General features: G+C 37.2%; 18 protein-coding genes and 1 pseudogene. 9 read left to right on the top strand and 10 right to left on the bottom strand.

All coding sequences use genetic code 11. The features are described from left to right. Together BUB28_RS16905 and istB are read left to right on the top strand one after the other, a co-directional pair. Positions 1–275, top strand: a 275-nt coding sequence (locus tag BUB28_RS16905) for a hypothetical protein (RefSeq protein WP_207647070.1), incomplete at its 5' end; no start/stop codon positions are given. Continuing rightward, on the top strand, positions 272–1,018 hold the full coding sequence (istB, locus tag BUB28_RS02145; protein ID WP_072948211.1) for an IS21-like element helper ATPase IstB: 747 nt from the start codon (positions 272–274) through the stop codon (positions 1,016–1,018). The genes BUB28_RS16905 and istB, both read left to right, overlap by 4 nt. Positions 1,019–1,615: 597 nt before the next feature. Here the strand turns inward: istB and BUB28_RS02135 are convergent. The 4 genes from BUB28_RS02135 to BUB28_RS02120 form a co-directional block, all read right to left on the bottom strand. Continuing rightward, positions 1,616–1,957 (bottom strand): hypothetical protein, encoded by a 342-nt coding sequence (locus BUB28_RS02135; protein WP_072948208.1) that lies wholly within the window; start codon positions 1,955–1,957, stop codon positions 1,616–1,618. 22 nt (positions 1,958–1,979) lie between these two features. Continuing rightward, a complete protein-coding gene (locus BUB28_RS02130) occupies positions 1,980–2,816 on the bottom strand; it encodes a hypothetical protein (protein WP_072948205.1) in 837 nt (278 codons plus the stop codon). Between the two features lie 604 nt (positions 2,817–3,420). Next, entirely contained in the window at positions 3,421–3,825 is a 405-nt protein-coding gene (locus BUB28_RS02125) for a hypothetical protein (RefSeq protein ID WP_072948203.1), read from the bottom strand. A gap of 235 nt (positions 3,826–4,060) precedes the next feature. Beyond that, positions 4,061–5,032: a DUF3991 domain-containing protein gene (locus BUB28_RS02120; protein WP_072948201.1), complete on the bottom strand. Its 972-nt coding sequence runs from the start codon at positions 5,030–5,032 to the stop codon at positions 4,061–4,063. A 119-nt stretch (positions 5,033–5,151) separates the two neighbouring features. Here BUB28_RS02120 and BUB28_RS02115 point away from each other — a divergent pair, with 119 nt between their 5' ends. The 3 genes from BUB28_RS02115 (at position 5,152) to BUB28_RS02105 (ending at position 6,394) form a co-directional block, all read left to right on the top strand. Continuing rightward, on the top strand, positions 5,152–5,451 hold the full coding sequence (locus BUB28_RS02115) for a type II toxin-antitoxin system RelB/DinJ family antitoxin (protein ID WP_072948199.1): 300 nt from the start codon (positions 5,152–5,154) through the stop codon (positions 5,449–5,451). Continuing rightward, entirely contained in the window at positions 5,441–5,752 is a 312-nt protein-coding gene (locus BUB28_RS02110; protein ID WP_072948196.1) for a type II toxin-antitoxin system RelE/ParE family toxin, read from the top strand. Before BUB28_RS02115 ends, BUB28_RS02110 begins: the two co-directional genes overlap by 11 nt. A gap of 135 nt (positions 5,753–5,887) precedes the next feature. Continuing rightward, a complete protein-coding gene (locus BUB28_RS02105; protein WP_072948194.1) occupies positions 5,888–6,394 on the top strand; it encodes a hypothetical protein in 507 nt (168 codons plus the stop codon). Positions 6,395–6,416: 22 nt separating this feature from the next. Here the strand turns inward: BUB28_RS02105 and BUB28_RS02100 are convergent, their stop codons facing one another. The 3 genes and pseudogenes from BUB28_RS02100 to BUB28_RS02090 form a co-directional block, all read right to left on the bottom strand. Then, positions 6,417–7,856: a topoisomerase C-terminal repeat-containing protein gene (locus BUB28_RS02100; RefSeq protein WP_072948193.1), complete on the bottom strand. Its 1,440-nt coding sequence runs from the start codon at positions 7,854–7,856 to the stop codon at positions 6,417–6,419. Then, a complete protein-coding gene (locus BUB28_RS02095; protein WP_072948191.1) occupies positions 7,857–8,174 on the bottom strand; it encodes a hypothetical protein in 318 nt (105 codons plus the stop codon). Next, a pseudogene (locus tag BUB28_RS02090) lies at positions 8,171–9,718 on the bottom strand (VirB4-like conjugal transfer ATPase, CD1110 family); the annotation flags it as partial. The pseudogene BUB28_RS02090 and the gene BUB28_RS02095, both read right to left, overlap by 4 nt. A 151-nt stretch (positions 9,719–9,869) precedes the next feature. Here BUB28_RS02090 and BUB28_RS02085 point away from each other — a divergent pair. The 3 genes from BUB28_RS02085 (at position 9,870) to BUB28_RS02075 (ending at position 14,286) form a co-directional block, all read left to right on the top strand. After that, positions 9,870–10,541 carry a vWA domain-containing protein gene (locus BUB28_RS02085; RefSeq protein WP_072948188.1) on the top strand — a complete coding sequence of 224 codons (672 nt, stop codon included), beginning with the start codon at positions 9,870–9,872 and terminating at the stop codon, positions 10,539–10,541. Positions 10,542–11,005: 464 nt separating this feature from the next. Next, positions 11,006–12,778, top strand: a complete 1,773-nt coding sequence (locus tag BUB28_RS02080; RefSeq protein ID WP_072948186.1) for a hypothetical protein — start codon at positions 11,006–11,008, stop codon at positions 12,776–12,778. A 104-nt stretch (positions 12,779–12,882) separates the two neighbouring features. Further along, positions 12,883–14,286 carry a leucine-rich repeat protein gene (locus BUB28_RS02075; RefSeq protein WP_072948184.1) on the top strand — a complete coding sequence of 468 codons (1,404 nt, stop codon included), beginning with the start codon at positions 12,883–12,885 and terminating at the stop codon, positions 14,284–14,286. 115 nt (positions 14,287–14,401) lie between these two features. Here the strand turns inward: BUB28_RS02075 and BUB28_RS02070 are convergent, their stop codons facing one another. Continuing rightward, a complete protein-coding gene (locus BUB28_RS02070; RefSeq protein WP_072948182.1) occupies positions 14,402–15,595 on the bottom strand; it encodes an alpha/beta hydrolase-fold protein in 1,194 nt (397 codons plus the stop codon). A 414-nt stretch (positions 15,596–16,009) separates the two neighbouring features. On the opposite strand from BUB28_RS02070, the gene BUB28_RS02065 reads away from it, so the two are divergent. Next, positions 16,010–17,434: a hypothetical protein gene (locus BUB28_RS02065; RefSeq protein WP_072948181.1), complete on the top strand. Its 1,425-nt coding sequence runs from the start codon at positions 16,010–16,012 to the stop codon at positions 17,432–17,434. A gap of 110 nt (positions 17,435–17,544) precedes the next feature. Here BUB28_RS02065 and BUB28_RS02060 read toward each other — a convergent pair whose 3' ends face one another. Further along, positions 17,545–19,761, bottom strand: a complete 2,217-nt coding sequence (locus tag BUB28_RS02060) for an AAA family ATPase (RefSeq protein ID WP_072948179.1) — start codon at positions 19,759–19,761, stop codon at positions 17,545–17,547. 98 nt (positions 19,762–19,859) lie between these two features. Continuing rightward, complete coding sequence (locus BUB28_RS02055; RefSeq protein WP_072948177.1) at positions 19,860–21,086, bottom strand: DUF6348 family protein; 1,227 nt, start codon at positions 21,084–21,086, stop codon at positions 19,860–19,862. Positions 21,087–21,142 lie beyond the last annotated feature (56 nt).

The raw sequence follows: 21,142 nt of genomic DNA, 5'->3' as shown, positions 1-21,142 counted from the left end.
ATGCTTCACCGATAAAGGAAACTGTTCCCAGAGAACTCTATGGTTTTCTTATGAAGCTGGATAGCCCAAAGGAGATAGTCAAGGTATTGAGACTGTATATTGATACCGGCGATGAATTATTGAAGCACCTGTCTTATGCTGATTCATATGATACGCTGTACGCCTGCGTTATCGGTAAAACAGTAAATAATGCGCCGATAGAAACATCGGTAAAGATAATACTGCCAGATCTTAAACGATACGATTCGCTGCTGAAAGGCGGTGATGCAGTATGAACAGCGTACAGAAAGAAACGATCAAGCTATATGCAAAGCAGCTCAGAGTGCCTACTTTCAATAACTATGATAAGGTAATCCGCCATCTTTCAGCTGATGACGGTTATGAGCAGTTCCTGATAGAACTGATGAAACAGGAACTTGCAGAGCGCTCGGTAACAGGTCAGAAACGCAGGATAAAAGCTGCGAAATTCCCGTCAATGAAAACACTTGACGAGTTTGATATGACAAGGCTTGAAAATGTCAGCGAAAGCACTGTACGTCAGCTCGCTTCCTGTGATTTCATAAAGCAGCGTCAGAATATCGTTATGATAGGTAATCCGGGGAGCGGAAAGACACATATGTCAATTGCTCTGGGCATGAATGCCTGTGAAGCGGGATATCGTGTAAAGTTCTACACAGCCGTCAACCTCGCAGCCGAACTTGCGGAAGCCGTCCAGATGAACAGGCTATCCAAGCTTGAGAAGAGCCTCAGCAAAATAGATCTGCTGATAATCGATGAGCTCAGTTACCTGACTTTCAACAGATACCAGTCGGAAATGCTCTTTCAGATCATATCCGAGCGTTCAGAACGAGCCAGTGTTATTATCACTACAAACCTCGAATTTTCGGAATGGACACAGCTTTTTGAAAATGAAATGATGCTTGCAGCACTCATAGACAGAGTCACTTTCAGATCCTTCGTTCTGAACATGAACTGCAACTCGTCTTACCGCATCGACTCAACCATGAATAATGATTAGTGGCTCATTATTTTTTTATCAAAACTGGCTCACTTTTTTATTAGCGCTGTGGCTCAGTTTTCTATTGACAAAGGCATAAAAAGTCAACCTCTTTTGGTACGTTTTGACATTATATTAGTTTTGGTACACAAATTGTGCTATTATAGCACAAAACAAAGGTAACCGCCAACCAAACCCGGCCACATAGTGAAAAAGGACTGCCAAATGCAGTCCTAATTTTTTATATGCCGTGAATAGTTGGCGGTTACGTTTAATCCGTATTTGATGCAACTTTAGAAACGGTGTTTTGCCGCACATCTCTTCTGCGGTCATAATAGTACCATTTATATACTTTTTGTCCTTCGGCGACGCACAAAAAAGCCACTTTTCCTGTCCGAAATTATTCGAGTATATGGGAAAGTGGCTTTTCATTATTTGCGATAAATTATATTATAATATCGTAAATACTCAACAAATGTGTGCTTACAATTAGTACACATTTCTAGATACTTACCATTAGAACTATACACTGACTGAAATGTTAAATCTTTGAATTTCGCGCCATTAAGAATAGCTTCGCGTGCACTCCATACTTCTCCACAATTTATAACCGAATGATTAGTTGTAAAGCTTATTTACATATGCTATCAATGCTTTAGCTTCATTTACATCGGAATTGAATTTATCAAAATCCTCGGGAGTGAAATCAAAAGATTTTTTTGGAAGTTCATCGAATTGTTCGATTGCGTTTTTTATGCAGCTTATCATTTCTGGTGATAATTCTTTGTAATTGCGTGCAAATCTTTCTGCCATTACTATTGGATAGATAATATCATCGATTTTATCTTCCCTATTCAAACAATGTATCACCTGTGAAAAAGCATTTTCATATGTTTGTCCCTGATCTATCCAATGATAAAACCATTCTAAAACCAAGCACTTTTTTTTAAAATAATTCATGATTAACCTCGTATAATCGATTTTAGTCTAATAAAATAGTTTGCCATGCTTCTTCAATTGTTCTTCCAAGTTTATTCCCTTGATCTGTAAATAGAAATCCATCAGATGAGAGCCAGATTGGAACTGTTAAATCATCAATTTCTCCAACCCTTAGAAAAGAGATTTTTTCATTTAGTGATATTCGATTTATTGGATTCATCGAATCAAAGATATTATCTGAAAGCGTATTACAATTAATGAATTTACTTTGCGGATTAATATTAATTTTAAAATGGTAGCCTGATTTTGATTCCCCTTCAATATTGTTATATTCTTGAATAAAATCTTTCTGAGGTTCTGTTATAGAGATGTGCGAAGTCTCAAAATGAGCCAATAAAATATTTATATCATTTTTTTGATCACCATATCTTACGACATTTTTTAATATCTGTGTTGTTTCAGGCAATATATTTATAGGTAAAACAGAATCTTTTGAAAGAAAATATCGAAATAAATCCTCTTCATCATTTGCATTCAATACGTTTTGACCTAAAAAATAGCTGTTTTTTGAATTATCAAAACATACAGGAATCTTCTGACCACAACAAATCACCCTTCCTATTTCAAGAAGTTCACAAGTATTTACTGTAGCAGTACGAGGCAGAATTACATCAAAGCTTTGAAATAAATACTTATCAATACTTATCGTAACAGAAATCCCAGCAAATTCATTTATAAATGCAATAATATGCTGAGAAAAGTTTGCTATTTTCAATGCTTCACATATCTGTTTTTTCTTTTGTTCATTTATATAGCATGAATTATCTGATACAATGCTTTTATTCGGCAAAGCCAATTCAAGTAGTGTTTTTCTGTTCATTATCATTCACCTGTTCTTAATATTTGAAATACTCAACAAATGTGTGCTTACAATTAGTACACATTTCTAAATACTTACCATTAGAGCTATACACTATTCATTCTCTCCGTTATCCCATACCAATCTAAGGCTGAATCCTTTGAGAGCATTTTTTTCTATTGCCGCCTTAAATCGATCTGATACAAACGCGCGTCTCGTTGGCTCATTCCTACGTTTAATGATACATTATTTACTCAATTCTGTCAATACGAAACATATAGTTATATGTCCTTTTTATTTATTTGCAAGCTCTTAAACAGCAATATGTTTTCACAACTTTAAACCGCATTTATGAGCGATTGTAACCTGTTTTACCTTGATTGCTATACCATCAAACATTGGATAGTCATTCGGTAAACTGCAAAGTTAAGCATATATGCTCAGTTCCTTTGCATTAAGTCCGAGATTGAATATTTTATTACTAAGCTTTATATTACTCATTATTTCACTTCCTTTTTATAAAAAAACACTCTATCAAAATATAGTGCAAATTAGGATATAAATAAAAGCTCTTCTAACGAAGAGCTTTTATTTAGCTAAAAACATCATCAAAGATTAATATGAATTAATACGAATAAGGACAGAATTTATCTCTTATAGCAGATTCATTAATCATATACCAAACACCATCTACTATGTAAGTAATCTTTCCTTGTCTCATTAATTTATTCCAAGTCTCATTTTTTATAACTACGAAATCGTTTTTCTTGCCTAAACTTATTATTTCGTTGCATGCACAACAAAGTGATGCTCCATATCTGTAATACGTAACTCCATAATCTCCAACCGCTTTACCTTTTTTGAATATATTAGTTCTATAAGTCCTTCCATGATTATTACCACGACAAGACGCTGAAGCAACAAGTGTATTGTTTGATTTAGGTGAAATTGTCCTTGTTACGTTTGTTCCTGTTCCGAGGAGGGTGAAAGCCATTGCAATGCTTGCAATCTTCTTGATTACGTTTTTCATTTTGATCATTCCTTTATTATTATATTTTGGAGAATGTCCATCTCCATATATAACACACATAAAAAGAGGATTATTGTGCATTCTAAAATAATTTGTAATTATTAACAAATAGATATGGCTTTTATTGTACAGTTTGTTCGATGATATATCAATGTTGTTTATCAACTTCCATGAATATTGTCTTTTGACATGAGTAATTAAAAATATGTCTCCAGTACCGAACGAGAAGTTGTTTTCAATATAAGGCACATTTATGTTGCTGCTTTTTTACGTATGCTGTATTTATGTATGCTTTCAGCTCATCGTTCATATCCTTATTCTTAAGCACATGACCCACGACCTTATAGCCTTTTTCTTCATATTTAGGCTTATACTTAGCTACTGCTTCACGTCCTGCCTTGTCATTATCGAGGACGAAGTGTATCTCTTTGACTTCTGGATGCGAGGATAGGTAGTGCACCAGAGCTACATCTGATGTTCCTGCAAGGCTTATCCTTGAATGAGCTATCCATGCGTCTTCTTTGCCTGTTATCTTATTAGCCATTGTTGCATGGCTTAACAGATCTATCGGAGCTTCAAATACGTACAGCTTTCCGCTGTTGCCTTTACCTTCCATAGAAAAGGCGTAGCGTTTGTCGCTGCCGTCACAGTCTCCACGATATTGAACATTTGTATTTGTTCCTCTGACACAGGCAAATGCTGCCTTTTTATCCTCATTATATCCTACAAAGACTACATTGTTATGATCATCTTGGAATATCTTTTTATCGGCTATCATCTTTGATATTACCTGAGAGTCGATAAAACGTGTTTTGTTCAGATATGCAAAAGCCCTTGAATACTTACCATCACATTTCTTAGGCAGCACAAGGGCTTTCGTTTCATGTATATGATTATCAGTATTTGGCGGCGGTGCAACATAAGCAACTCCGCTTCCTGTAAGTTCAAGTATTGCTTCTTGGAAGCTCATTCCCATATTCTTCTGGAGAAAAGAAATAGCGTCACCACCGTGGTCGCCGTTGCTCCAACGTTTCCAGCCTTTCCGATCATCAAATATACTTACACTTGACATATCCCCGGGAAAAGGTTTTGCAATTCTCAGTTTATAGCTTGTTCCTCGATGATTGAATTCATATCCTTTGCTTTCAAGGTAACTCACAAGGTCAACCTCATGAGCTGCCTGTTTTTGTTCGTCTGTGATACGCATTTTAACCTCCATTCCAAAATGTGCTATTATAGCACATTTTATTTTTAAATTTGTGTTGACATTGTGTATCAAACGTGATACAATATAATAAAGTAAATATGAAAGGAACGGTGATCATTATGGCCAAAAATGATACCATTCACGTTCGTGTAGATGAAAATGTTAAGATTAACGCAGAACAGACACTCGCACTGCTTGGTCTTACTATCTCCGAAGCCGTTAATATGATGTTATGTCAGGTGAATCTTACAGGAGGACTTCCTTTTCAAGTTAAGCTTCCTGCGCCAGAGAACATTATCGTTAACAGTAAAGCTGATATTGAAAGGAAGCTCAATGAAGCTGAACAGGATATATCAAACGGCAATGTTTTGAGTAGCGATACAACATTTGACGCATTGGAGAAAAAATATGCACTATAAAATCCTTCTGACTAAAAGCTTTGAAAAAGACTTTGATAATGCTCTTTCATACATCACAACAAAGCTCTTAAATCGTATAGCAGCCAGAAACTTACTGCAAAAAACAAGGGAAACCATTAATATACTTTCTGATAGTCCTTCAGCTTTCCCTGTATATCATGGATCTTCAAATATAAAATTTGAGTATCACTATATTCTTGTAGGAAATTATATTATCTTCTACCGTATAGCTGAGGAAGAAAAGACCGTATATATAGCTTGTTTCCTTTACTCAGGACAGAACATCGAGAAAATAATATAAGAAACATGAATAATCGCTGTCATTATTGGCAGCGGTTACTTTTTTTAAAATGTGCTATTATAGCACATTTTTTATTGACTTTTCTTTTTCTTATGATATAATAGCATTATCAATTATATTTTAGGAGTTGCAATAATGTGCTATTTATTCAAAACAGATATTATTAAGGACAGGACAGATAACATCATAAGTTCATGTGGCGAAGCAATTGTTATCAATCGAATTGTCGAATATCCAAGATGGATTAATCTCTATTTATATGCTAAAATCGATGAATTTACAATAGCCAGTATTGAAACTCAAATAGATAATAATACTATCACAATAGATGAATTTCAATCCAGATATTCAAGAAGGGGCAATGGAACAAAGCTATTTGAGATATTGATCGATTACATATACCAAATAAACACTATATACCCTATAAAAAGGATAAAAGGCTATTTAACAAGATTTAATTTTGACCGTTGGGAAGGGCTTATTTATTTTTATAGCCACCTAAGTAATTATATTAATAGCCGTTACAGTAATATGAGATTAGACTTTAAACTCAGAGATTATGAATTAAGTGATTTCAAAGACAATTTAAGTAATTACAAGGGAAATGATATTCATTTCAATTACTATATTACCTATCCTTAAAATGTGCTATTATAGCACATTTTTATTTTTTTCGCCTGTCAGGAAACTGGAAGCTTATCTCCTGTTTCTCCTTATCTACTGCGAGATATGCGTCGAATGTACTGCCTGATTTGGCTTTGAAGCCTTTTATAATAGCCGTTCTGCCACTCTTGCATAGCATAATTACCTGATTTTCGGTAATCGACTTTCCTGCGATTTTCTTGTTTACATGGAATTTGCAACCTTTTTTATAACCTGTGCAGCTGTAGCTCCAATCAAGCTTAATAAGGGGCTTCCCACAGAAAGGACAAATAAGCTGCTGCTCTGTCGATGAAGTAAACTTGCTGTCCTCAGACTCAGCGATCAGCTTGTACCACTCTGCTGTCTTTTTCTTGATAAAAGCTACGTACTTATCGTAGCTTGCTTTGCCGAGAGCGATATTATTCAGCTGCTTTTCAAGTTCGCCTGTGTACGCAGCTGATTTCAGCTCTTTCACAGGCAGACACTTTATAAGATACATTCCAAGCTCTGTTGGATAAATGGACTTTCCTTTCTTTGCAACGTCCCACTCCGCAGCAGAACTAAGCATAAGCTTTATATCGCATTCATCAAAGGACTTGCGCTTTTCTTCTCTGAGGAAAGAATAATCATATATGACAACACTGTATTCATTCACGATATTCTTTCGCAGCTCATATGGAAATACGGCAATACCATGTACATCAAGTCCCTGTTTTGCCGCCAGAGGATTAAGCTTATGGAATACAGCCAACGCTTCAAATGTATCATCATCTGCCATTATAACAGCTACTGTTCTTTTCTTTGAGATCATAGTTGCAAGCTCAAAAGCTGTATGAGTGCAGCCATTATGATGTTGCAGCTGAGCTACACCGATAGTCATATGTTCACTGTCTTTTGTCTCTGATACTTCATATATTATTTTGTCAATATCAAATTTGTCGGAAGCCGTAACTGTCGGAAAATCGGCCTCTAACGGAATAAATTCCTGCCCTGGGATAAGTTCTTCATGTAATACTTCTTCATGTATGATTTCTTCCTCTGGAACTGTAAGCTTCTCTATCAGTTCTTGAACATCTTCCTCTGTCATAGGAGAGTCAATTATCGATACGACCTTTTCGGCGGAAGTATCAGTAACTATATCAGTAATACCATTGCTTATAAGCTGCACTGTTACTGTTGTAAAAGCTTCTATATCTTCTACTTTGCCATATACATAGATAATACGCATATTAGGTTTAACCATACGGAGAAAAGAAATACAAGCCTTTTCTGTGATACCCTCCTTTTCGGGTACTCCCTTATACACAACAAGTGCATGAGGATTATGATGATCGGCAATTCTGCTCATTGTATTTCCTCGCAGTATCACTTCTACGCCTACAAGGTTAATATTTGGATCTTTCTTTACAGCAGCTTCAAAAGGTTTACGGAATTTTTTGTCCGCAAGAAGTACAACATTCATTTAATCACCAAGCTTTCCAATTAATTTCTTAATATCCGAGATCACATATTCTGCTTCCATACCGTCGAATGTCTCAGGCTTATCTGATGATAACGCCATTATATATATATCTTTGCCGAGAGTAAAACGTGTAACAAGCTTACTACCAGTATTCTTATAGACCGTTGTACACGGCAGAGATAAATACTTCTCAATGACTGCACTGTCAATGGTGCTGCCGAACAACTTATCGCTATTCTTATACACTGACATATCCTTTACCGCAAATTCCATTTTCATATTCTCGGCAAACTGTTTTATAAGCTTCTGTTCATTCATACTGCACCTTTCTGAGCAAGCTTTGCCTGATATTCCTTGAAGTTTGTGCTTATAGTATTATATACTACACCTTCCTGTTTTACTCTGTTATCAAAAGGAATTACCTTTTTACCGCAGATTATAAGACCTGTACCTTTTTCTCCTGTCTTTAAATATGCTTCCTGTGACGGTGACAATTCAAAAAGGTCTGAGATCAATTTCAAGTTACTCGGCTTTTGCTGAAGGAGTATCTTGAATTCAGCATTTTCAAGCATTGCTCTTGCATCGGGAGAACTGATTACTTCCTCTATATTCTGAGTAAGTCCTGTTGCAACACCGCCGTACTTACGAATACGCTTATATACCTTTACGAAGAATTTGCCTGATTCCGTAGATTTATCGCTGAACATTACAGAAAACTCATCACACCAGAGCCATGTTCTGATACCATTTTTCTTGTTTGCTATAACTCGCTGCCATACAAATTCAAGCACTATCTGTAAGCCTACGTTACGGAGCTGTTCGCCCATATCCGATATATCAATAACGAGATATTTTGTCTTAACGTCAATGTTTGTCTTACCTGCGAAATTCTTCAAAGAACCTGTAACATAAAGCTCCATTGTCAGAGCTATCTGTGAAGCTTCTGCTTCTGGCTGTTCTTTCAGCAGATCATATAGCGTTGTAAGTGTCGGTAATTTATCTTTATCCAGACCACCGCTGCGCTGATACTCATAATATGCCTTATGTATGCAGCGGTCAATGATAGATTTTTCTTCCGATGTAAGGTCACTTCCTTTCATCGTTTCTATAACTGTCATTATAAACTCAGATTTTATTGATATAGCGTCTCTGCCGTCCTCGGAGAAAGAAAGATCAATATCAAAAATATTGTAATGTGTAGGTGAATTAGGTGATAATTTCAATACTGCACCGTTAAAGTTTTCTTTCTGAGCAAGTACAGCATACTCACGTTCAGGATCAATGACTATCAGCTCATCATTAGGATATTTGTTGCGGACTTCTAACTGCTCGAACTTACCTGTGACGGACTTTCCTGCGCCAGATGTACCAAGCACATATCCGTTTGCATTCATTTCATCGGTTCTGTCCAGAATTATAGCTGCATTTGTAACTCTGTTAATTCCGTAATAAACTCCGTCCTCCGAGAAGTAAGTTCGATATGAGAAAGGGAGCAACACAGCTGCTGCATCTGAAAGCAAGTATGTACAAACAGCTTTGTTCATATGATCTACACCAAACGGAAGAACGCTGTTCATACCTTTCTCTTGCTGTCTTACAAGATGATTTATTTTCACCTGATGTTTTGCAGCCTTTGTCTTAATATACTTTGTAAGTTCTTCAAGATCATCTTTATTCTCAGCGGAAAGAGAAATAAATACAGATAACTCAAAAAGCTCAACTGTACTTCCTGCAAGTCTCTGTTGTAATTCTTCAAGTTCTCCAAGCTTATCCTTAAGTCGGAACGGAATGAAATTACCGCCTTTTTTGTGGTTATCTTCCATACGCTTCTGTATCTGACCTTGCAGTTCAAATATCTCTTTTCTTACTTTTTGCTTTTGACCAGAGTCTTATAGGTTCGTGATTTGTCGCTTTAAAAGCGACCAGAAAACCTCCGTGATGATGTATACTGTAATTACAGTAAAGGAAACGCGAAAGCGGTTCCGCAAAATACATCAAAACGGAGGTTTTATTATGAAAAAGAATTTGACTGAATTGGTATTCATTCTTGACGAGAGCGGCTCAATGAGCGGACTTACAGCTGATACTATCGGCGGCTTCAATTCACTTATAGCAAAGCAGAAAAAAGAAGAGGGCGAGGCACTTGTTTCAACTGTATTCTTCAGCAACGATTCCAAAGTGATACATGACAGAGTAAAGCTGGAAGATGTTCCCAAGCTTACAGACAGGGACTATGTTCCTTCAGGATGTACTGCACTTCTTGACGCAATAGGTGACGCAGTTCACCACATTGCAAATATCCATAAATATGCCCGTGAAGAGGATGTTCCCGAAAAGACGCTGTTTGTCATTACTACTGACGGTATGGAAAATGCCAGCAGAAAGTACAGCCACAAAGATGTGAAGAAACTCATTGAAAGAGTGCAGGAGGAGAAGGGCTGGGAATTCGTATTTCTCGGAGCCAATATTGACGCAGCTGAGACAGCAAACTCAATCGGTATCAGCGCAGAGAATGCAGTTGACTATCACGCTGATTGCTGCGGTACAGAGGTCCTTTACGAAGCCGTTGGCTGTGCTGTAAGCAGTGTAAGAGCAAAAAAAGGACTAAATAAGGCTTGGAAGTGCTCTGTAGAAGCTGACAATGAACGCAGAAAAAAAGATATAAAATATAAATGCAAAATGTGAACTTCTATTTTCGGGCTAAAGTAATCTTTTGCATTCCTGACAAATCCGAATATACTTGAAGGACTTCTGTCACGGAACAGCTCTGTACAGAAAAATTTAAAAGTAATATAAACGATCCCCGAGCAATAGCTCGGGGATCGTTTATTTATGGGTGGTATATTATCGAACGGTTGCATTATATAGGCTTTTCTTCATTCATTTTATAATGCTTGTAAAAAATATTTTTGTTTTTTGTCCGATTAAATAAATTAATTCCGAATAGTATTTATGAAAGCACTTACTCAAAAATAATCAGCAAATAAAAAAGCATATATCCAGAATAGTCGGATAGCCCCCTATAGCTTTTTTAGTATTAATACCTGCTATTATTATCCAAAAAAGCAAATGCGCAATGCTTTCAATATCATAAGTTAAAGTTCATGAACCACAAAAATCAAAAATCTAATTACAGAAAGGAAATTATCATGTTAAAAAATGCTCTTTCGTTTCTCGCAGCACTTGCTATTACAACATCAGCAGCAGGTGTACTTTCAAACACTGACAGCACTAATTTAGCTTCTGCTTCAGCAGCAAGCTCTTCATCAAGCCTTCCTTCAAAAGTCGATCTAAGTAAAGCTTACGATTCTGTAAAAGGCTACGTTGATAAAACAAATCCGTTATTTGTTGAAAAAATAGGAAATCAGGGCGATACTTTTTCGTGCGTTTCATTCACTTCAACATATTATCAGTTTACATATGAAGCAAGAAAAGCTTATTTAGACAAATTCGGAGTTCTTCCAAGCATCTCTTTTTCTCCTGAATTTATTTTCAATCATGTAAACCAGGGTGCAAACAACGGTTATAACCTGGTAGATGCTTACAGATTCATAAAACAGATGGGTGCTCTGACTATAAATGACGCAGAGTTCCATGTACCGCCTTATGGCAAGCCTGAAGAATTCGATTATACTCATCAGGAAAATAATCCTGATCTCTTATGTAAGGCTTTAAAAATACGCCTTAACGATTATCACCCGATCATTTCAAACGGTTATGAAGACGGTATCAATAAGCTCAAAGAACAGCTTGCTAATAATAAAATAATCGGAACACAAGGCTTCTTCGATTATGATTATTATGTCGGAACTACTCAAGACGGTGAATATGCCTGTGTACAAAACATCAATAAAGATAACAATTATTTTGGACACGCTTTTACTATTGTAGGCTATGATGATGACATTCAGATCAGATTCGGAAATCAGACCTTCAAGGGAGCTTTCAAGATCGTTAATTCATGGTACAACTGTGATCAGAACTGCACACAGTGGACCGATGAATGGAGAAACAAGGGCTTCATGTGGGTCGCATATGATGCATTAAAACCATCAAGCGATAAAATTAAATGCAATCGCTATGGCTATCACAGAGTTCCTGCATTCGGATATGACAGCACATTAGGCTACACAATTGACGTAGGAGTTAAGAACATGAAGCTTCTTGCCGAGGCAGATGTTGACTCGACCGATCTCAGCGGCATTACTATTCAGACAGTTGACGTTGACAACGAAAACAACGTAAGCACATTCAGCAATTTCTCCAATAACTATACCAATTCGTACAGCGGTGCTATTGTAACAGATATTGATTCAATGTGCAAAAATGATTATTTCACAAACAGAAAGTACAGAATAACTCTTACAAATTCAAATTCAACTTTGGTATATGTTCACTCATTATCTCTCAGAGATGATCTGGGAAAAGTCGTTGCACACGTTGATATAGACGGTGCTAAAAATACAGGCGTCGTAGAGCTTGATCTCCAGCGCGGCGATATAAACTATGACCATGTTCTTGATTCTGCCGACAGAGATATGCTCCTCAACTATGTAAATTATGTACGTTACCAGAAGGATAAGGGCGCATTTGAGTACTCTACTCTCCAGAAGGAACTCATGGATATAAACGCTGACGGCAGAATAGATGAAAAAGATATAGATGCTTTCGATAACGACTGCTGGACTCCTGACGGAAAGTACATCAGCAACGACGGCTCTGTATGGACAGGCTGGCATATTATCAGAGGAAGCTATTACTATCTTGACGAAAACGGCTACAAAGTTACAAACCGTTTTATCAGAGACGAAAACAAGAATGAAACATTATATGTTGGCGCTGACGGCCGTCAGTATTTCAACCGCAAATTCACAGTTAACGGCATCACCTACTTTGCTGACGAATTAGGTTACGTAAAGTAAAATACCACTGACATTTATGACTTTATTCAAATGTCGGATAAAGTCATAAATGCCGATATTTACTATAGGTTATAATAATACTATCATAAAAGGAGAAAAAAACAATGAAATCTAAAAATGTACTTAGCTTCTTAGCTGTTGCTGCAATGGCAGTTACAGCAGTAGCACCTCTCACAAACAATACATCTGCATTTTCTGTTCCGACTGCATCAGCAGCTTATGCTTACGGCGAAACTGTAATTGACGGTATCCATTACAACTATTACGATGATACCGCTGTTGTTACAGGTATCGATTCAAATCTTACAAAGCTCAGGATCCCGATAAATATTTATGTTGACGGCAAATACTATTATATAAGAGAAGTGTCGGCATACGCTTTCAGCGGCTGCAAGGCTCTTGAATCAGTTGACTTTTCTCATGCAAAATATCTTTCAGCTATCAAGTACGGAACTTTCAAGGGCGATTACAATCTTCAGAAAGTAACTCTCTCTCCTTATATCACTTACATTGACGGAGAAGCCTTCAAGGATTGCAGCTCTCTGAGCAGCTTCGACTTTAACGGCAACAACAGCATATCATATATAAACTATGAAACATTCAAGAATTGTACATCTCTTACCGCCATTAACTTACCTTCCAGTGTAACTGCTATCGGAACAAATGCTTTTGAAAATTCCGGAATCAAAAAGTTAGCTATCAAAGGAAATATTAATGTCATAGGCGCAAATGCGTTCAAGAACTGTAGTTCTCTTAGCGGTATTTTAATTAATTCCTCAAACGATGACAGTGTCCTTACTATTGAAAGCTGCGCTTTTTATAACTGTGATGCATTAAACGCTGTTATCTTAGACCGTAAGAACATTGACACCGCTGTTGACGTTTTCTGGGGCTGCAACGATACAAGATATAATGAAGAAGGAATGGTAATGACAGGTCAGGGTATCCCTTCATTTACTGCTTCCATTTCAAAGAAGATCGTTGACAACTGGAATATCCATATTTACGAATATGATTCAACAGAAGTTAAAAAGGAAAAGCTCACAAACCTTGCTCAGAAGCTCAGAAACTATGTATCACAGGGACCCAATAGCAATAACCACCGTGATATGAACTGTGCTCCTACCACTCTCAGCACAAGAGAAGGCGTTTGCGGCGGATTTACACGTTCATTCTATAACCTTGCAGTAGCAGCAGGCTTTAATTCAGAAGATATCCTTATTGGCGGAGACGGTCACTGCCACGGCTGGAACTTCATTAAAATGGACGGAAAGTGGTACAATTTTGATTCGCTTCACGCAAAGCATTTCTATACAGATGCTGAATACCTCGCTTATATTAAGACATTTCCATTAGGAAAAGATGAAAAGGTAATATCTGATCGTCACTTATCTTCAAAAGACTGGGTCGTTGATGTAGATGACTTCTACGGAACAAAGGATAACGAAAAACTTGGTTACAAGGGCAATGTACCTTTCAGAACACTCGGCCTCGGCGAAAGAGCATGATCAATTCCTGACAAATCCGAATATACTTGAAGGACTTCTGTCACGGAACAGCTCTGTACAGAAAAATTTTAAAGTAATATAAGTGATCCCCGAGCAATAGCTCGGGGATCGTTTATTATGCTTTAAATACGTATCTTAAGAAATTATACATATGCGCTCTGACGGATATTGAACCGTGGTCACCGTCAGTAAGCTCGTGCCAGATATGCTCTACTCCGTTCTGCTCAAGTGCCTTGTGATAGCTCTCGGGAGCATCGCCTACAGTACCGTCAAATCTGGTGCAGGTTATCATAAGTACATATGGGCTCGGAGCTGAACCGAAGCAGAACTCGCTCGGAGACATACAGCCCTCATGAGTCATATTGCCGTCAACAGTGGGGAATATACCGGGCGCAGGGCAAACTCCGCCAACGTAGCCGTAAAGCTGAGGTCTTGTGACTCCAACATAGAGTGCCTCTCTGCCGCCCATTGAGAAGCCTGTAATAGCAGTATTTTCTCTGCCTGTCTTGATAGAGTAATTCTCCTCCATAAACGGCATTATACTGTTTTCGAGGTCTTCACGGATAGCGTCATAAGCTCGTGAGGATTCATTTGTAAATGCAGGGAAAAGATTCCTGTCATTTGTGGTGAACATCTGTGGGAATACAATTATCATTTTCTCAGCTTCGCCCGAAGCAATAAGATTTCCAAGCATAGTCTGTATCTTCATGCTGTCGTCTGTCATGGAATCCTCAGAGCCGAAAATTCCGTGGAAAACATACATTACAGGATACTTCCGACTGCTGTCATAGCCCGGGGGAAGCAGGATATTGAGGTTCTTTTCGCGTTCGGCGTCCTTGGAGTAATAGGTCTTTTTCTCTATTGTTCCATAGTCAACGCCGCCCTTTTTCTCGGTAACGGAGCTGTCTTCGTGTAGCTTAATATCCGCTGCCATTTTCTTCATGTAGCTGTCGCCGCTGTTCACTGTTGTAGTCGTAGTAGTAACAGGTGCAGAAGTTGTTGTGGTAACAGTCGTTGTTGTAGTTGTTGTCTGCGGGAACTCCTTTATTGAGCCAAGTACATACTTTTGCAGAAGCACAAGGTCGTTTATCTGGATAGAGCCGTTGCCGTCGATATCGCCCAGCATATCAGCCTGCCCGCCCGAAAACATGGTTATCAGGTTCTTGCGGCATAAAATCAGGTCAAACGAGTCGATAACGCCATCATTGTTAAGGTCACCATTGTTTGCAGCTATTGCAGGCATAGCAGAGCCAACCGCAAGAACTGCGGCAGACGTAAGAGCTGCTGTTGCTTTTTTGATAATATTCATTTTAATATTCCTCCGTGTGTCATTGCTTGAATTGATACCTTAATTTTATCGCGTACCTGCTCAAAAGTCAAGATTTAACTGTTTTAAGATAAAAAGGAGTGGCATAATCCCCTTTCAAATAATTTGATTATTGATATTATCAGTTTTTAAGTATTACAATGAAAGAAAAAAGGGCAACGACATACAGTCTTGATTTATATTGATACAAATTTTATAACTCGCTAAAAACTGAAAGGTATGAACTCGGGTCACGCAAAGCTTCTTGCACTGATATCTTTTCGCATTTTCTTATCATAAAAAACTTTTCAAAAATTTTTTGCCTCAGATGTAACACTTCATTCTCTTGCTACGATTGTAATTTATGAAAGGCGCTTTTAAATCCACAAAGGTATATTGAAAAAAGGAGTTATAATTATGAAAAAGAAAACAATGATCATTACATTTGCAGCAGCACTTAGCGCACTTACATCATGCGGTAAGGAAGTATCTTCACTGTCAAATATGGCGGCTTCACCTAAAGACAACACCGGTGTTGTAGCCATTTCTGCCGGAACTGATAAAACAGAAAAGACAAACAGCAGCTCGAATAAATATAAAGATTCTTCATATGAAGATATCGCACTTGACCTCGTTGAAAAATACTATGAAATGAAACCACAGTTCCTGTACAGATTCATCTCTTATTCTAATCCTGATGATACTGTGACCTTCAAGCTGACTGCTCCGTATACGAATGGCGATACACAGGACGTTGTATTTGCACGCATTTCAGGCAAGGGTTTTGAGTTCAATTCTATAGATGACATTATGGAATATAAAAAGACAGTATATTCCGAAAGCTTCGCAAACAAATACCCAATGTCTGAATGTACCGAAATAAGCAGCGACTACAGCAGCGGCGACTATATCGACGAAACAGGTGTTGATATATCGGATATGCTTTATTACAAGAGCTATATCATGTACAATGGAAAAATGTACACAAATACAGTCTCTCCTCAGGTAGGCTGGATAGGTCATACAGCTCCAACCGAACCAATAATCATAACAGATGTAACAGATACATCGTTCAGAGCATATTATCCCAATATTTTAGGCTCAAACGAATCAAAAGTGTCATCATGCTGCGATATCGTTGATTTTATAATTGAACCAAGCTGCGGAGAATGGCGCATAAATAGCCTTGAATCAACAGATTATTCAGTATATGAGGAAAAAGCAGGAAGAACACCCGAACCGACTACCGTCCGGGAAGCGTATACAGCAGATACAGCTTATTATCCTGAAGGCAACAGCTCACAGTATGACAATTCTTCTAATGCGAAAACAGCTTTTGATATGGGCAGGATCGAAGGCAGTACATATATTTCGGATTATGCGGGATTAAAGCTCAAATTTCCCGAAAATGCTGAGTTTCTTGACGATTCAAACCTTTATACCTCATATATGATGCCGACAAGATTTATGAGCGAGGAAGAAAGAGCTCACTATAAGACAGGCGTGATAGATGCTTCTGTTACCTATGGTGAAGCGTATAACAAGGTAAATGTTTGGTTTTATAACACAAAGCTCAGATATCCGGAAAATCCCGATATATCTGCTGAAGAATTCTTACAGCTTGAGGAAATGGATTATACTTCCGATTTTGAAGTAACAGATATATGCGGTCCCGAAAGAATCTCTCTCGGCGGCAATGAATATGTAAAGATCTCATATACAGTTTCTTCATATCCGCATATTGCATATGCAAGAAGGATAGATGATGAAAATATAATTCTTATCCAAACATCCGAGACACCTGCCAATGACTTTGAAAGCAGATTCGAAGCAATTAGATAATATCGCTCCAATTTTCAAATAAACAATGCTTTTTCGTTTTAATAATCGTATTATTACATAAGAAAAGTCCCCGACATTTCGGGGACTTTTTGTTATGCTAAAATATCATTTTATTTTTTTATTTTGGAAGTGTCTTTAAAAAGAGCCTTCAGTTCTTTTTGCTCTATAAACTTTGTAGGTTCTATCAGCTTTGGATTTTCATGCAAACTTTTCTGAATGATCGCCTTCAAAGCACTAAAAGTTTTTTTGCCATAGCAATAATAAGACGGATCGCTATCATATAAGCTTTCAAGATCTGCTTCTGTTTTATGCGAGTTCTCGGTCGATTTCATCTTTTTATTATTTTCTCTTTCCGTTACCTTTTGGTGTTCAACAAGTCGCTTTACACTTGCAGCTTTAGCCTCAGCATATGCTTCTTTTATTGCATTTTCGATAATACTATCCCCAAGCTCAGGATAACACGCCTTTATATGAGCAGCATCAACAAATATCGCCTCAAGGTCACTTCCCGGAGTAAACCATACACTGATCTTACCCTTGATACCTTTCTTATTTAACGAGTTCTTGTAAGCCTTTTTTTGTTCATCGTTCAGATAATCTCGATCTCTATGTACTATTATTTTCAGATCAGAATTAAAATTCTCAAGAAGTTTATACGCAGTTATGATATTATCTGCTTTGGAACAGCCATAATAAGGCACTATCGCCACCGATCGTTCATTCACTCCCGATGCTTCCAGAATAGTCTTCAGATATTTTGTTTTATCAACATTTTCATCTTCCGTAAAAATAATATATTTCAGATCGCTTTTTTTCAACTCGGCAAGAGTAGCTTCTCCTATTTCCTGCAATACACTTATGACCTCTGTATTATAACCGGGTTTCAATTCCTGAGCTGTTTCTCCCCTGCTTATCCAAAATACAGATGTAGCTTTCGCATTTTGTGCGCTGTCCATAATATGTTTTGAATGTGTAGCGATAAGTATCTGAGTTCCTTCCTTATCTGAATACTTTTTTAAAACTTCAAATAACAACTTCTGATTTTTCGGATGAAGGTGGGTATCAGGTTCGTCAAGTATCAATATGGAAGGCGTGAAATAACTGATATATGACAGTATCTGTATTACTTGCAATGCACCTGTTCCCAACATATCCAGCGGTATTTTCAAATTAGCCTGTCTGTCTTTTTTTACAATTGCAAATACATTTATCATTTCATCTATTTCAGGTGAAAAACATATATCAATGGTATACTCGGGATAAAAAAGTTTGAATTTTTTCAAAAAATTCTCCCATTTACTTTTATCTTCATCTTCGTGAAGAAGCCACAAAATATTTCTAAGATATAGATTTGAATCGCCTCTTGTAGCAGATTTAAGAACCTTTGCTTTTGCTGTGAATTCCTCTGTCAAAGGCAGTCCCGAAAGTCCTGTAATATAAACACAGTAAGGAGAAGTATTGCTTTTTATTGCGTTGAAAAGTGAAGTGTTGCTTATTTTCGCTTCAAACGAATTATTGAGCTTATGATAAAGTACTATATCGGTTTTTACAGTTTTCGTTGAAAAAGTAATATCTATCCCGTTCTTTTCAGAACCTTCTTTTTTTCTGATAAGTGCATTCATGTCAACAGTAGGTGAATACAAAAAAGCAGAAGAATCATCACAAAATACTATCTTGGGCTTAGCATACACATCTTTTTCGTGACGTCCCGCAGTTTGTGCAACACCTATAGCAAATTGTACCGCCTGCAAGATGCTGGATTTTCCCGCATTATTTCCGCCGATCAGAACATTTATCCTGTTCAGCGATAATTCTATATCTTCAATAGATTTAAAATTCCTTATTCTTACCTTATTTATGCGATTTAAACGCTCTGTCTCAACTTTTGTTTCTTTTTTGATATCAAGATCATCAGATACCTTTGCAGAACCCGTATCATGATATATGTATGTATTCGCTCTCTTGTCCAGTGCTAATTCTTTAACCGTATTCAGCATTGCAGGCGTTGCGTTATCAAGGTTCAATACAAGGCGTCCATTTTTACTTCCGCGTATCATTTTTTTATACTCTTCTGTATATGGGTTGAGTATTACGATATTACCATTTTCATCATATGGCAAGCGGCTTGATTTTCTAATATTACACTCACGGCAGCACAATATAAGATTATCATCATCATTTGCTTTCTCAGGATAAAATTTCATAGGCAAATAATGATCAATACACATATTATTCGGAAATAATGGAGCTTGACAATAAGCACAATATGCCCCGTGTTTTTCTAATAGTTCCTCTTTCTTTTTTTGATAATTAATTTTTCGCAACATATCATATCCTCCGATCATATTGCAAATGTGTTACATATAAAAACTTATAATATTATATACACAACGCTAATTATACCACATTAATAATTTTTTGTCATCTATCTTACCTCGAAATCCTCAGGTACATTAAACTGTATATAATTCACCTTAATATCTTTTGGATTTTCAACCTTTTCCTTCACCTGTTCATATGCATCGAACAGCGAACTTACTGCTGCAAGCCTGCCATAAACACGATCTGTATCTTCTCCGAGTATTTTTGAATTTAGCAAATCATAAACAGCATCAGTGACAGGAATATAGTCCGAGATCTGACATTTATACGAAGTGATAGCAGTATTATCAGGATACACAAATTTTAACTCATCACTGTATATAAAAGCTCCGTCAAAGAACTTTTCTCCACATATCTGCGGTATAAAATAGAAGCATTCTTCTGCAAGCAATTTATCACCGGTAACAGCTGAGGTAGCTTCAATAATATTGTCAAAATCTTCGCGCGTGGTTACCTTATTGAAGTTTTTTAGAAATTCAGCGACATTTGAACGAAGCTTCTCCTTGTCCTCTTTCCCTGCATAAGGATACTCGGAAATGGTATCATCGTCCTGAACGATAAAGAAATACTGCTTTTCTGTTACATATCCGTCCGTTTCCCATTTCTTGGCGATTTCAGCAATTTTATCTCCAAGCTCAGGTACAAGGATATCATTGATCCTGCATTCACCGATAACTTTTGATCCAATGGAGGAATTGAAAATCTTTACGCATACAGCTTTCTGATTACCGAGACGCTTGATAATGTCCTCATTAATAAGTTCCCAATAATAAGAGGCTTGTCGGGCTCCACCTTTATAGCCTGTACGAACAGCATCACTGCTGTAAACGCTCCATGAGTGCGAATGTCCTGCAAATTCTGACGTCATCCTGCATTTAACATAATTATCAGCTACCGCTTTCAATCCACGCATAAACGAAAAGGCGAAAGTACCCACAGCTAATGCGTAAGCGGCTTCACAGTCCTGTCCCAAGCCTGTACTGTTTTCGGTGAAATGCATTTTCATGGCATCAATGTACATATCAAAACCAAGGCAAACAATTCTCTCTTTAACGTCAAGCACTAATGGCTTGATACTCATTTCCAATTCAGGAATATATATGATCTCGTCTTTGATTTCGGATTTAAGTTCTATCAAGTTTGAAAAGTCTCCATCAAGTATTCTGTGGAGTATTTCTTCTTTAGTCAGCATTTTAGGCTTTTCTGGGATAACAGGTTCAGCAGGTTTATTGATCTCTTTGTTTTTCTTTTTGAAAAAATTAAAACCCATATCTTTCTCCTCTTCGTTATAATCATTCAACGCCGTCTTGCTTCGTCATTTAATAA

The organism is Ruminococcus flavefaciens, assembly GCF_900143025.1.
Lineage (GTDB): Bacteria > Bacillota > Clostridia > Oscillospirales > Ruminococcaceae > Ruminococcus > Ruminococcus flavefaciens_I.
Note: the sequence above shows the minus strand (reverse complement) of the source record. Positions and strands in the feature narration are given on the sequence as shown.